The organism is Paenibacillus sp. y28, assembly GCF_037137075.1.
Lineage (GTDB): Bacteria > Bacillota > Bacilli > Paenibacillales > NBRC-103111 > JBBBNV01.
Map to the genome: position 1 here is coordinate 1 of NZ_JBBBNV010000026.1, position 12,897 is coordinate 12,897.

Genomic DNA, 12,897 nt, shown 5'->3' on the forward strand with positions numbered 1-12,897 from the left:
CTGGCCTGGTAGGCCGCGATCCGCTCGCTCCATATGGCTTGCAGATTCATTTCCAATTTAGAATCCATCCTCTCGTTGGCATGATGGATTCATTATGAGGGATTGCTTTGCCTACGAACAGGTGGGATTGGTTTGACGCTTACCCTTATTCAGCTAAAGCAAACGGGAGTAGTTCTTTCTGGAGCTATCCCCCCAACAGCGATTTAATACAAACATGGGTTCTTATCAAGAGAACATAAAAAAGCACCGGTTAAGGTGCTTTACATTGTCTCATCGTATTCTATGTATGAATCACGGACTGTAATTAATTTAGTTTGCCCAGAGACGGGTTCTCCATCTCCGTTTAAGACTTCAACATCATACCCAGGGTAAGCTTGGGAAAACTTCTTCTTTTTCCACTCACTTACTGTCCAGTCATTTCGGGATCTTCGTTCATGTGGGTACTGTGGTATCCCTTCTTTACTGCCTTTGACATTACTTCCGCCGGGATATAAGAAATTAACAGCAAAGTCTTCAACTTCCCAAATTCTTTTTTCAACATTCTTAACTTTAGGCAACTTTATCCCCCTTTCCTCTATTACTTTCGACACAATACTATTTTCTCATGTCTAACCATAACTGTCTATAAGAGAAATTGTCGAATATCCTCCCCGAAGAGAGCAGAACCGGAAAAATATTGCGTGCGTTCGACCTGAAGCCGCTATGCCACCTTAACGATGAATACGGTGTCCCTTGAGGTAGCACGATCTCAGACACGATCGTCTCGACGTTGACCGGGTGCGGCTCCCGGACGCCTTCAATCCTCCAAATACACCTCTAATCGCAGCGCCAACGCCAGCTTGTACATAGCAGCGACCTTGAGCCGGTAGAATTTGCTTTCGCTCAGGTGCAGCTCGGCACAGACCTGATAATCGAACACATCCTCATCGTCCAGGTAGCGCAGCTCAATAATCCGGCGCTCCATACGGCCCAAACGGCTCACGGCCCGTTCGACCTGCTCGTACTGCTCCTGCATGCGGGCCTCGGCATCGACATTATAGACGGCCACGTCCTCTGCGGGCTTGCCGACAGCATTTGTAGCACCGTGATAGCGTGGCTCCGCTGACGCTGTCGTCTTCATTTCGCGCCGCAGGAATCCCACTTGCCTATATATACGGGCCGACTCCAGGCGCTGCTCTATGGCTGCCCTTGTCGCCTTTTTGTCTATTGCTGAAGGAATTTTCACACGCGCCAATGTGCCGTACCTCCTCCGTGTTATTGCGCTGATATGAGTCCTTGAAAGACACAAGAAGAATCGCTCAACCCAGAACCGCGAAGCCGCCCACTGCAAAACACTCTGCTGCGGGCTGCATGCAGCTTGGCGGCAGCAAGCCGTCCGCTCTTCTCCTCTCAAATCTCGTTCTTACGGTCACCGAGCAAAGGCAACGTTACTTTTATGGTCAAAGGTAACGTTGCCTTTCGCACCATATTCATGCCCCATGAAGCCGGCCTTCCCTCTGACGCAGCAGGCAGGCCAACGATATCCGCCGGCCTGCACTGTAACCAAAGATTATTCCCTGTATGCCTCCACCCACTCCGGCACTTCGCCTTGATAATATGCCAATAAAAGCTGATCGAATCCCCCGAAGAAACCGATCTTTGTCAGCTTCCCACCTTCGTAAGTATCCATCGTTAACGTCCGGATATCCGTCGTTCCAACATTGTGTATCGCTAGCAAACCAGCCTTACTTCGTTCAATCTCTAATTGCTCGAACACCTCCCGAGCCTGAGCATAGATGCCGCCGGCTTTTTGAATGGCAAGGAGCATTCGCGCCCGATGCGCCCTAACCTCATCGAAAACCGGCTCCAGTGCTGCATTATACAGAGCCGCCTCACGCTCCCACGCTTGCGTTGCGGCCTGGATGCTTTTTTCAAGCTGCTCAAGCTTGCTGCTCTGCAGCCGCTCCAATCGCTCCTGAGCGACCGTAATTTCTTCGTCCAGCTCATCCACTCGACGTTTGGCCCGGCTCAGTTCCGACACACTGTATTCCTGCAGGCCGGCGCTGTCATCGGCCGTCATGATACTGTAAAGCTCCGTAGCCCGCGCCCTTTCCTCACGCAGCTCCTTCAGTTCTTTGCTGAACCTCTGCAGGCGCTCCTGGTGCTGCGCCGCCGCTTTTTTAAAATCTTCCAGTTCTTTGAACATTGTGATACCCCCTTCTAATTTTCCGAAAAGTAGCGACGTTGCTCCGCCGCCGATTTTGTTGCTTCTTCCCGATCCTTCTTTGCAAAGTCAATCACACCCTGCAACACCTGCTGACGGCGCTGCGCTTCGGCAGCCTCCTTCGCTTTTTTTGCCTTATATTCTTCAAGCATCATTTCTTCCGCACTCTTGGACATTGTGGTTCACCTCCCTCCATTGCAAGGTTCCGACCGCTCCCCCTCTTGCAGTTCCGAAACCTCCAACCCCAGCATTTTAGCCACCTTCAGTTCAGCTGCGGTCTGTAGCCGGCGCAGGGTGCTTTCGCCTATATGCAAGCTTTCGGCCATTTTCCAGTAAGGTGGGCGATCGTGCTCAAAATACATAACCTCAAGCAATTTGCGCTCCCTTTCCGGAAGATGAGCAAGAGCAATCATTGCGCTATCATAGAGTCCCTTGGTCAGTTCATCCTCTAGGTTGTCCGTGGCCAAATCTTCCACAGGCCGCCGAATGTTGTTCGTCTCTCCGTGATACCGGGGCTCATAGCTCGTTGTCAGTCGAATTTCCCGGCGGACACTCCCGAACAGCTTGTACTCTCTCGCCTTGAGTAGCGCCCCTCGCACTCTTTTGAGCGTTGCACTTTTGTTAACTTTGGTTTGTACCATCGTCAGCCGTCCTCCCCCTCTTGCCGTTCGACCACGCATAAGGACAAGCCGGGCGCCTCCTCCCTCGCGCTCTTTCTACTGCCTATAATAAAGACCCTAAATTATGGATAATGTTATGTCGGTTTTTTCATCCCGCATCAGACGAGCATAAACGCCCTTTTAAGGCTTTTTGACATTCGACAATAAATGCCAATGCCGATGGACAAAAAGCACTGATTACCCCAAATGATTTGCCCAGAATCGACGATGAACGAATGATGCCTCCTGTCATGCAAGCCGTCGAAACGTTTTAAGGCCCGGCCCGGAAATTCGATAATTCATCTCCAGCCCTCCCTACAGCGATACCATGCACCTTCTGCCATCTCATAAATGCGGCTGCCCTCCATGCTTCTCAGCTCTATTCATGCCCACCTCCTTGCAGGCGCCGTCTCAAGGCTTCCCAATACCCTTCGGGTGGTGGAGCATGATTAGCTTCAAAAGCATCCAATTTTGCAAAATAGGCTTGTGCCTGCTCCTTGCTTCGTTGGCTCTCCAACTGGTCCCCCAGCCGTCCGCGGATATCTGCGATGCCGGGCGGCCATTTGTTAGTTTTGATATGCCGCACGACGTTTTCCATCGCAGTTTCAAAAGGGAAATCCTGAAGGTACTTCAGATGACGGTTGATTTCCTCGTCGCTGTCGTCAAAGTTGGGGTATTCTTGTTTGATTTCGATAAACAGCTCAATGACTTCAGCTCTGTTCACGCTCGCGCTCCTCCTTTGCCTTTTTGCGAAGCGCATCAAGGGCTCGCTGTTTGGTTTTTCTGGTCTGAGGGTTACTTCTGTCCTCAGGCTGTGTTCGATTCCCTTGCGGCTCTGGACCGCCTCGTTGCTTGTAGCCTTTCAGCACACCATGCACATAGGCAAGATTCCGCTTGTCTGGCCCCTGACGGTATGCCTCCCGCATCGCCAGCAGCAGCCATTCACCACCAAAGTCATCAAACAAGATTGAAAATTCATCAGCATCGAAAGCAGTAACCTTGCCCCCTGCTATGAAATTTTTCTCATAAGCTTTAAACACGTTCCCGAAGGAGAATTCAATTTGAGCAGATTCTTCCGGAGCGGATTCTTCTGCCGCCGTTGTAGTAGTTGTAGTAGATCTTTTTTTAATAATTGTTTTAATAATTGTTTTAGAGAGCTGAAATCCCTTGATACGACTGGGATAATCGCTTATCACGGTTCCCTTTTTGGGAACTGGAAAGTTCCCTTTTTGGGAACCATACGGTTCCTTTTTTTGTGACCTAGTTCCCTTTTTAGGAACTTTGTCACCATTTCGGGAACCGTATTCCGGTTCCTGATTCGGGAACTCAGTTCCCTTTTTGGGAACCGATTTTGATAGATTTGGGGAGTCGTTTTTTAGGTTAATTTGAATTAATTCGCTCATTGTTTTGGCATCGAATGAATCAATTACATCAACGGTCCACTGATCGTAATGCTTGTTTATTTGAAAAACGCTCAGTGTTTTTTCCCAAATCAATACTTGTCTTTCGACAAGGGTTTCTAATTCCTGTCGAATGTGATTTTTACGAACCCCACACTGTTCAAATTGCTTCAACTGGGGGATGATTGCCGATGGCTTCTTGCATCCCCAGCTCAGCGTCAGCACAAAATCAATAATATTCCGCTGCCGTTGAGTGAATTTCCGCCTGATCAGCTCTCGATGGATTTCATGTGATATTCGAATGTGGCCATCAGTAGGTTGAGGATTAACGCTGGAAACCACCGACTCCCCACCTCTCTATGTAACGATCAATTGTTCTGATTTAACGACATTTCTGCTTTTGCTTACGTGCGCCCCTTCTTCTTCGCCTTACAACTCCGGCACCAGGTCGCCAGGTTCGTCTTGTCGAGCGTGCCGCCTCTATCCAGGGGAACAAACAACTCTATAGCTAGCTGGCTTCTTCGGCCGCAGCGCCGGCAAGTAAAGTTGTCACGCTCCCAAACTGACCATTTCAGTTCATCCGGTATCCGCGTCGATGGCTTTCCGGTTCGGGTGCCGCTGGACCCCCTGGGGGCGGCATACGGCCTGCCGAAGGCTTGCTCGTACAGCATAAACACGCACCGGTAACACAAACTGAAGTCTTTCTCCTGCTAGTGGAACATAGGCAGAAAATTGAGGTTTCCGCATACGCTGCAGTGGCGATTCTGGTGACTTGATTGTTCTTCAGGTGTTTTCAATGGACTCGCAGCTCCTCCAACGCCAGACGCATATCTTTTTTGCATTGCTTCAGCGCTTGCTCACGGATGTATTCCGAAAGATTTTCCTCCCGGCAAAGATTGTCGATTTCCTCAATGGCAACAGCTACAACCGTGCGCAGGCCGTATCGGCGAATCATCGAAGCATATACCGCTGGGCGGGACATAGAATTTAACATGGGCAAATTCCTCCAGTCGGCCGATCGCTCTTGCGTCCCTGCAGCCAATGCGCTATACTGACGGCAAGAGTGAATTGGCTCTTATTGTGGTTGAAGTTCCCTCGGCGATCCGCCAAGATAACGAGAGGGAAACTTCGGAAACAGTGGCTTCTCAATCTTCGGATTGGGAGGCTTTTTCCATTCTGTCGATCATGACCTTCTCCATCTCGGTGATCTTCGCTACGACAGATAAGAGGTTTTTTGCTACCCTCTCGCGCGAAATCCCAGGCTCGTCTACTAGATTAAGGATGGCCTCGTTCACCTCGACTTTGATGGCAGCCAGGTCTGTGTAATCCAAAAGCTGCGTCATATCCACTCCTACACCTCCCCTCATCGAAATACAGCGACCAGACAAACGAACCACAACATACCCAGCGGGCAAAACGCATACAGAAAGACTATCGTTCCAAGGAGTTCCCGGCATTTCATACTGGAGCCACACGTGCGCTTTTCACGCAAGCAGGCCCCGCCGGTTTCAATCGGCTTCCCGGCATCCTGTCGCGGTTGTGTTCTAGGGGGGACAGCTCGTTGTTACGTTTAACGCATTCCGATTCTGGCCCGAAGTACAGCAAATCATATGGGACAGCGTACACCGCGAGCATTTTTACTATGACGCCAAGCGTCATTTTTCCCGAATTACGCTCGTACTTGCTCAGGGTCCTTGCCGAGATTCCCAGCAGGTCGGCAGCCTGTGTTCCTGTCAGTCCCGCATTAATCCGCGCTGCGCGGATAGTGATTTTATATGTTCTCAAACGATACGCCTCCTTGTGCCCTACTCAGGCAAATTGATGAATGAGTTCTTTCCCGTTCGTTCTGAAGCCGGAACGGTTGTATCCCAACTGTTTAAGCAAATCTTCGCCGGCAGCCGATGCTTCTTCCTGGGTCTCATTAAGCTGCCTTACCAGATGAATCACCAGCTCCGCCAGCATGCGGACTTCCCGATGATTCTCGCGCAAGCGCAACAGCGACTCACTCCCCATCGATGGCAATTCAGCGCGAGCCATATCTTCGCACAAAAGCCCCAGCTTCACCTGAACATCTTCGAACAACCGTTCCAAGCCTTTGAGCTGAGCGATCGATTCCGTCATCGCCAGAGCTGTGCTGACTACGTTATTTTTCAATCAAACCGCCTCCTTGTTTTGGTACAATCCCAATTCACACAATTGCCAACCCCACCGTCACAAGCAGTTCGTGAAACGTCCGGGTATAGTAATGCGGCTGCGTTTCCCGTGGATTATTCGGGCTAACGATGTTCTTTCCGTAGCGCAGCCCCGGCTCGGTCAGTGACTTGAATTGTTTGGTGCCGCCGCTGCTGGATGGCCGTTCCTTCTCCTCCAGAATGCCATGCCGAATGAGCAGCAGATTAAATTCCCTAGCGCGAATGCCCACGTCATGCTTCTCCAGCAATACGCTCGCCGATTCCGTCACTTCTTCTTCCACGTATGCCGGCAATGGAATGGACAATCCATGTTGTTTGTTAAAGTCGCTGAGCAGCTTCAGCCGGCCGCTGTCCGGAAGCCGGAGCACGTCCGCCACCACGGCAAGCATGAGCATTTCCTTCCGGAAGCGGAGCAAGTCGGAGTTGTTATTTACCTGCGTCTGTTCTGATTTCGGGCGCTCCGCTTCCACATCGAGCAGGCGATCTCTAACCGCTCGAGCGACTTGGCTATCACGCAGCAGCATTCCAATTCTCAAGATGGCACGGCGCGGAATGATGGTGAAGGCCGCTGTGTTTTTACTGATTAGTCCCATGTCCTTGAAGGACATCAGTTCTGTGCCCGTCAACACCTTCAAGCCGTCCGATTCTAACTCCTCACGATTATCCTTGATCAGCGAATTAATCGCTTCTTTACCGACCTCGTAAAAGGTTGCCGTCATTTCAATATTCGCGTGCAGGTCATCCGGCAGAAGCATGAGCTTCTTAACCTTATCCAGAACCTCGATACGGCTCATGTGCGCCTCGCGCAGCGCCTTGCTTTCAACTAAGCTATCACCTTTCATGTTCTTGCTCCCTTCTCATCACTATTGGCAGCCAAGGCGGCCTGAGGCTTATGTATTGCGCGTCTTGCGGGGAATAGGTACAGCGAGTAATGCGGGGCGGTTCACTCTTTCCATCAGTTCGATACTGCCTGCTTCAAGCTGCGCGCCCGTCGGTTCAAAGCAGCAAAATTCTCATCAAGAAACTTACGCATCGCAGCGGCCCGGAACATCCAGCGACCGCCTTCGCACCCGTTCGTTATGTAGGCCATTTCTTGTTTGTAATCCGGGTTCAGCAGGATGTTCTCCAGTAGCCAGTCGCGCTTCCGACATGTCTCAAACTCTAAGCGCTTCAAGTCCCACCAAGAGCCTTCTCCGGTACCTGCGAGAATGCGCTGGATCTCCTGTTTGGCAAGTTCCCGAATCAATGATTCATCAACAACAAGTTTTACGATAGGTGATGTTTGCAATTCTTTGCCTCCTAAATCACTTATTTTTTCCATAAAGTGGTGCACATGTAACACAGCTATGTGCTTAGGCAGTAACCTGAGCTTGCTGCCAAAACAGATACTCAAGTGAAAGTGCAGGGAAAAATTTCTTTTGAATTTTTACTGCCTCATCAAGTGTAAATTTTGACCTTCCATTCATCTTATCGTGGACAGTTGCATACCTTACTCCCAAAAACTTAGAAAGTTCGCATTTCTTCAATCTGCTTCGTGCCATTTCTGCTTCTAAGTTTGGAAACATAGAACCACCTCACTTAAGTGCTCAATATCGTATATTTCAAATTGAGAATATACGCAATTTCGTTTTTTGTCAATAAAAAATACTTAATTGCATAATTTATATACTTTACTTCTTTAAATATGTACGATATACTGCACTTAAAATACGAAATTCCGTACTCATGACTGAGGAGGACGCAAGTGGAAAGAGCAAAAGTAATTCAAGAACTGATCAAAAAAACTGGGTTAAGTACAAAGGCCTTTTCAGAAAAAGCAGGAATACCTTATACAACTTTGCGATCGATGCTAACTAGGGGCGTTGGGGGAGCTTCTGTGGACAATGTACTCAAAGTTTGTAAGGTGCTGGGAATCACTACCGATGAACTGAATAGACTGGCGTTCCCAAATAGTGATCTTGAGCACGAATACCTGCAAGGGGACCTATTTGCTCTCTTGAAGCCTTACATGAAGGGCCCGCTTTACGGAAATCAAAACATCATTCCAGAGATGAAACTGGAACTTCAACGCGAAATAAAAAAACATCCTGAGCTAAATGCTCTTGATTTTGAATATACGAATGATGGTATCGCTCAGCTATTAAGTGAGAAATCCGACATTTCTTTCACAAGAAACTTTATTAGGATTGTCGAGTCGGCTATTGCAAACACAAATAAAACAGCAATCGAATGGTCCAATTCTAGGATTGAAAACGATTTAAAAAAAATAATGATGAATCCAAATTTAGAATATGAAGGGCAGTTAATTTCGGAGAGCGAAAGACAACGGATCTTGGCAATGTTAAGATTAATGTTGACGGATTATTCTCCCTCTGACGAATTGTTAAAAGACCATCTTCCATTTCCAGAAAATTGAGTTCAGAAGTTGTGTAAAATGTTCGTTCAACAAATCAGAGCGATGGATTGAAACTGGCCATAACTAAAGTTCGCACCTACAACAAATAATCCAATATCGTAGGCGCGACGAACGCCAAGCTGGAAAAGTCCAGAAAGACATGATGGTGCTCAAGGAGAGGACCGGCTAGTCATCCTAAAAATCCAACAGGAGCAACAGAAAATTCTCGATCGGCTTTTGGTCCAGTCGATTGAAAACGAAGCTGATATTGCCGAGATGAGACGGATCAAGTAAATCCCTCTCATCTACACGCTGGACCCGGTCTGCCGCAGCATCTTACAGCTGCGCGGCGAACCGGCTGCTTTGTCATGCCCACTCAACAGAACATACATTCCCTTGAAGGAGGTGAGGCCACCACAATGTAAGCAGAAACAATACTATCCGGCAAACGGATAGTATCACTCAAGGAGGGGAGCCCTATGGCCAGCTTTCAAAAGTATGAAACCAAGGACGGCATCCGCTGGATGTACAAGTATTACGGCGAGATCGATCCGAGGAACGGCAAGAAGAAGCAATCTACAAAACGAGGTTTCAAAACGAAGAAGGAGGCGCAGCTCGATGCGGCCAAGACCGAGCAGGAGCTCGCCAACGGAACTTTCATCAGCGAGGACAAGACACTGACCTTTCAGCAGCTCTATGAGCAATGGTACAGTACAGTCAGCAGCACCTATAAGCCCAGCACCAAGAAAGCAGTACAGCACAAATTTAATAAACGAATTCTGCCGCATTTCGGCAATCTGAAGGTGAAGGATATCAGCAAGGCCTACTGCCAGGACGTGCTGAACAAGCTGGCGAAAGAAATTAAATCCGTAGATAACATGAGGATGTACGCCAATCAGGTATTTGAGTATGGAGTGCGAATGGAGATTATCTCCAAGAACCCATTGAAGGGAACCATCATACCGAAGCTGGAAGAAGATTTTCTGGCGGACAAGAAGGATGAGGAGCGAAACTACTGGGAGAAAAACGAGATTAAAAAATTCCTAGCCCTTGTGAAACAAGAATGCTCGCTGCGGGACTATACGATGTTCCATCTCATGATTTACACTGGCGGTCGAAAAGGCGAGATCCTGGCCTTGCGTTGGAGTGATATTGATATGAAAAACAAAACGATCAACTTCAGCAAAACTTTGTTTCAAGAGAATGGGGAATTCATCGCCCTGACCTCCAAAACAGCCGCTTCTAGGCGCTCAATCAGCTTGGACGCATCTACTGTCGATGTGCTTAAAAAACTCCGCAGAGAGGCAGCTAGCGAGCCGCTGGTAAGCTTTGAGCTTCCCGGGAATCATTTAGTATTCAGCCGGCAAGATGGTACCCCGTTAAGACTTGCTTATCCTAATGACAGACTGGATGCCATCATCAAACAGCATGCCTTCCACCCGATCAACATCCATGGCCTGCGCCATACGCATGCTTCCCTTTTGTTCGAGGCCGGCGCCAGCATCAAGGAAGTTCAGGAGCGATTGGGCCATTCCGACATTAAGATGACCATGAACATTTACACGCACGTCACAAAGGCAGTTAAAGAAAAGACCGCCGAACGCTTTGAAAAATTTATGGAGCTGTGACCTTAAAGATATGGTCAGCGTACGGTCAAATAAAATGAATATGGTCAAAATATGGTCACGGACGTTATTTGGGCAAAAGGAAAGCCCCCGGCCGTGGAGGGCCAGAGGCTGAAATCCCTTGTGTAGCAAGGAAATTAACGTTTCGAGAATTGAGGCGCACGACGAGCAGCTTTGAGGCCGTACTTCTTACGCTCTTTCATTCTGGAGTCACGAGTCAAGAAACCAGCGCGTTTCAGGGAACCGCGAAGCTCAGGGTCAGCTTTAAGCAATGCACGGGAAATACCGTGACGAATCGCGCCTGCTTGACCAGTAGTGCCACCGCCACTTGCATTAACCAAAACATCGTATTTGCCGAGTGTTTCTGTCAAAGCCAGTGGTTGTTTTACAATCAGCTTCAACGTTTCATGTCCGAAATATTCGTTGATGTCACGTTTGTTGATTAAGATATTTCCTTCACCCGGGACAAGGCGCACTCTTGCAACCGAATGCTTCCGACGGCCCGTTCCATAGTATTGCACTTGTGCCATGAAACTGTCCTCCTTTTATTATCCGCGAAGTTCCCAAACTTCCGGTTTTTGTGCGATATGTGGATGCTCACTGCCTGCATAAACATTCAGCTTCGTTTTCAGCTTGTCGCCGAGCTTGTTCTTTGGAAGCATGCCGTAAATTGCGAATTCAACCATACGCTCAGGCTTGGTGTTCAGCAATTCTTGTGCAGAAGTTACTTTCAATCCGCCCATGTATTGGGAGTGACGATAGTAGTTCTTTTGTTGAAGTTTTTTACCGGAAAGAACGATTTTGTCAGCATTGATAACAATTACGAAATCTCCAGTGTCAACATGCGGTGTAAATTCAGGCTTATGTTTGCCGCGCAAAATGCTAGCTGCTTCGCTTGCCATACGGCCAAGCGTTTGGCCTGCTGCATCAATGATGTACCATTTGCGCTCTACTTCATTTGGCTTCGCCATATATGTGGTACGCATCGCATTAATCCTCCTTAAAATACAAAGCAAATTCTATTGTTCAAAAAGCATGATTTTTAGTTCGTTATCATCATCAAGTAAGGTGTTACAGTGGCCTATTCACAAATCGGGGCCGTGGGAAGCCATTTGTGAAAGCCATCTAATATCATACCTTAAATTCCAGTAGGAATCAAGTCTATATTAATAGCGAACATCCCACAGTATTAATCCTTGAGCGATGGCTGTCGGTCCTGCGGCTGCACGGCTTCGTGCATGCAAAATTTGTTGCATATCGCTCGCATTTCGTCTGCCTTCCCCAATTTGAATTAATGTCCCCACAATGATCCGGACCATATTGTGCAGGAAGCCGCTTCCAGTAATATCAATATGAATCAGCCCGCTCAGCTTCTCATACTCTCCCAGATTCGACGGCTCAAACGTCAGGGTTGCACTATATACAGTCCGTACATTGTTTTCTTTCAAGGATGAAACCGTGCAGAACGAAGTAAAATCATGCTCACCGATCAAATAAGTAAGCGCCGATCTCATTTGTTCCCAATCCAGCCGCCGGGGGTGATAGCAATGCATATGCCCCAGAAACACATCAGGAACCTGACTGCAGTTAATCGTATACCGATACGTTTTCCGCTTCGCTGATTTTCGGGCATGAAAATCATCAGAAATCTCGATGGCGTCTAAGATGACAATGTCACGCGGCAACCTGCTATTTAATGCTACACACCATCGTTTTACAGGAATGGGAGATGCCGTGAAGAAATTAACTACCTGCGCTCTGGCATGTACTCCGGCATCCGTTCTACCTGATGAAATGATTTTAACTTGTTCTCCAGTCAACGCTTTAATGGCTTCTTCCAGTTTGTCCTGAATCGTATTCCCGGATGGCTGGCTCTGAAAGCCATAATAAGCTGTTCCATCGTAGCTTATGACCATACGAATATTTCTCATGACTTTCCCCCGAATGGCAAAAAAAGGGCTTCAGCAGAATCAAGCGATTCTGATCACCCTTTTGCAACCAGCCAGCTTACGCCCGATCGACCAATTCCAAGTATACCATAGGCGCTGCGTCCCCACGACGAGGTCCCAGCTTCAGAATACGAGTATAGCCGCCAGCACGCTCAGAATAGCGAGGAGCGATTTCCGAGAAGAGCTTCTGGATTGCATCTTGCTCACCGTTTACTGTTGTTTCTCTACGAACAAATGCAGCTACTTGACGACGTGCGTGCAAGTCACCACGTTTTGCAAGAGTAATCAACTTTTCGGCAATGGAGCGAAGTTCTTTTGCTTTCGCTTCTGTCGTTTGGATACGTTCATTCAAAAAAAGATCGGTCACCAAATCGCGGAACAACGCTTTACGCGCGCTGGAGTCACGACCGAGTTTTTGGTATGCCATGTTGTTTCCCTCCCTTGGGCGTTTATTCTTCTACGCGCAAGCCCAAA

The 12,897-nt window shown here is 48.3% G+C and carries 21 protein-coding genes; 2 read left to right on the forward strand and 19 right to left on the reverse strand.

The features are described 5' to 3' along the window. Positions 1-260 precede the first annotated feature (260 nt). The 15 genes from WBG83_RS17755 to WBG83_RS17820 all read right to left on the reverse strand — a co-directional run bounded on the left by WBG83_RS17755 (position 261) and on the right by WBG83_RS17820 (position 8,019). Positions 261-557 carry a hypothetical protein gene (locus tag WBG83_RS17755; RefSeq protein WP_336746609.1) on the reverse strand — a complete coding sequence of 99 codons (297 nt, stop codon included), beginning with the start codon at positions 555-557 and terminating at the stop codon, positions 261-263. A 239-nt stretch (positions 558-796) separates the two neighbouring features. Beyond that, positions 797-1,234 carry an ArpU family phage packaging/lysis transcriptional regulator gene (locus tag WBG83_RS17760; protein WP_336746610.1) on the reverse strand — a complete coding sequence of 146 codons (438 nt, stop codon included), beginning with the start codon at positions 1,232-1,234 and terminating at the stop codon, positions 797-799. Between the two features lie 315 nt (positions 1,235-1,549). Next, a complete protein-coding gene (locus tag WBG83_RS17765; protein WP_336746611.1) occupies positions 1,550-2,185 on the reverse strand; it encodes a hypothetical protein in 636 nt (211 codons plus the stop codon). Positions 2,186-2,199: 14 nt separating this feature from the next. Beyond that, a complete protein-coding gene (locus tag WBG83_RS17770; RefSeq protein ID WP_336746612.1) occupies positions 2,200-2,379 on the reverse strand; it encodes a hypothetical protein in 180 nt (59 codons plus the stop codon). 6 nt (positions 2,380-2,385) lie between these two features. Next, the gene (locus WBG83_RS17775; protein ID WP_336746614.1) at positions 2,386-2,844 is read right to left on the reverse strand and encodes an ArpU family transcriptional regulator; all 459 of its coding nucleotides are present in this window, start codon (positions 2,842-2,844) and stop codon (positions 2,386-2,388) included. A 397-nt stretch (positions 2,845-3,241) separates the two neighbouring features. After that, the gene (locus WBG83_RS17780; protein WP_336746615.1) at positions 3,242-3,586 is read right to left on the reverse strand and encodes a replicative helicase loader/inhibitor; all 345 of its coding nucleotides are present in this window, start codon (positions 3,584-3,586) and stop codon (positions 3,242-3,244) included. Then, on the reverse strand, positions 3,573-4,604 hold the full coding sequence (locus WBG83_RS17785; RefSeq protein ID WP_336746616.1) for a replication protein: 1,032 nt from the start codon (positions 4,602-4,604) through the stop codon (positions 3,573-3,575). The genes WBG83_RS17780 and WBG83_RS17785 overlap by 14 nt, the downstream gene beginning before the upstream one ends. Before the next feature lie 62 nt (positions 4,605-4,666). Beyond that, a complete protein-coding gene (locus WBG83_RS22665; protein ID WP_442955852.1) occupies positions 4,667-4,933 on the reverse strand; it encodes an HNH endonuclease in 267 nt (88 codons plus the stop codon). 122 nt (positions 4,934-5,055) lie between these two features. Beyond that, positions 5,056-5,256, reverse strand: a complete 201-nt coding sequence (locus WBG83_RS17790) for a hypothetical protein (RefSeq protein WP_336746617.1) — start codon at positions 5,254-5,256, stop codon at positions 5,056-5,058. Positions 5,257-5,407: 151 nt separating this feature from the next. Next, positions 5,408-5,611 carry a hypothetical protein gene (locus WBG83_RS17795; protein WP_336746619.1) on the reverse strand — a complete coding sequence of 68 codons (204 nt, stop codon included), beginning with the start codon at positions 5,609-5,611 and terminating at the stop codon, positions 5,408-5,410. A gap of 109 nt (positions 5,612-5,720) precedes the next feature. Next, positions 5,721-6,047, reverse strand: a complete 327-nt coding sequence (locus WBG83_RS17800) for a helix-turn-helix domain-containing protein (protein ID WP_336746621.1) — start codon at positions 6,045-6,047, stop codon at positions 5,721-5,723. A gap of 24 nt (positions 6,048-6,071) precedes the next feature. After that, positions 6,072-6,416: a hypothetical protein gene (locus WBG83_RS17805; RefSeq protein ID WP_336746622.1), complete on the reverse strand. Its 345-nt coding sequence runs from the start codon at positions 6,414-6,416 to the stop codon at positions 6,072-6,074. Positions 6,417-6,450: 34 nt separating this feature from the next. After that, positions 6,451-7,296 carry a hypothetical protein gene (locus WBG83_RS17810; protein ID WP_336746624.1) on the reverse strand — a complete coding sequence of 282 codons (846 nt, stop codon included), beginning with the start codon at positions 7,294-7,296 and terminating at the stop codon, positions 6,451-6,453. A 113-nt stretch (positions 7,297-7,409) separates the two neighbouring features. After that, complete coding sequence (locus WBG83_RS17815) at positions 7,410-7,775, reverse strand: DUF771 domain-containing protein (RefSeq protein WP_336746625.1); 366 nt, start codon at positions 7,773-7,775, stop codon at positions 7,410-7,412. A 31-nt stretch (positions 7,776-7,806) separates the two neighbouring features. After that, the gene (locus WBG83_RS17820) at positions 7,807-8,019 is read right to left on the reverse strand and encodes a hypothetical protein (protein ID WP_336746626.1); all 213 of its coding nucleotides are present in this window, start codon (positions 8,017-8,019) and stop codon (positions 7,807-7,809) included. 179 nt (positions 8,020-8,198) lie between these two features. Between WBG83_RS17820 and WBG83_RS17825 the strand changes: the two genes are divergently transcribed. Beyond that, positions 8,199-8,870, forward strand: coding sequence for a helix-turn-helix domain-containing protein (locus WBG83_RS17825; RefSeq protein WP_336746627.1), 672 nt, complete (start codon positions 8,199-8,201; stop codon positions 8,868-8,870). A 458-nt stretch (positions 8,871-9,328) separates the two neighbouring features. Next, entirely contained in the window at positions 9,329-10,477 is a 1,149-nt protein-coding gene (locus WBG83_RS17830) for a site-specific integrase (RefSeq protein WP_336746629.1), read from the forward strand. 134 nt (positions 10,478-10,611) lie between these two features. Here the strand turns inward: WBG83_RS17830 and rpsI are convergent, their stop codons facing one another. The 4 genes from rpsI to rplQ all read right to left on the reverse strand — a co-directional run bounded on the left by rpsI (position 10,612) and on the right by rplQ (position 12,850). Next, the gene (gene rpsI / locus WBG83_RS17835; RefSeq protein ID WP_336746630.1) at positions 10,612-11,004 is read right to left on the reverse strand and encodes a 30S ribosomal protein S9; all 393 of its coding nucleotides are present in this window, start codon (positions 11,002-11,004) and stop codon (positions 10,612-10,614) included. An 18-nt stretch (positions 11,005-11,022) separates the two neighbouring features. Continuing rightward, positions 11,023-11,460: a 50S ribosomal protein L13 gene (rplM, locus tag WBG83_RS17840; protein ID WP_336746632.1), complete on the reverse strand. Its 438-nt coding sequence runs from the start codon at positions 11,458-11,460 to the stop codon at positions 11,023-11,025. A 180-nt stretch (positions 11,461-11,640) separates the two neighbouring features. Next, positions 11,641-12,405 (reverse strand): tRNA pseudouridine(38-40) synthase TruA, encoded by a 765-nt coding sequence (truA, locus tag WBG83_RS17845; RefSeq protein ID WP_336746633.1) that lies wholly within the window; start codon positions 12,403-12,405, stop codon positions 11,641-11,643. 76 nt (positions 12,406-12,481) lie between these two features. Beyond that, positions 12,482-12,850: a 50S ribosomal protein L17 gene (gene rplQ, locus WBG83_RS17850; protein WP_336746635.1), complete on the reverse strand. Its 369-nt coding sequence runs from the start codon at positions 12,848-12,850 to the stop codon at positions 12,482-12,484. Positions 12,851-12,897: the final 47 nt, after the last annotated feature.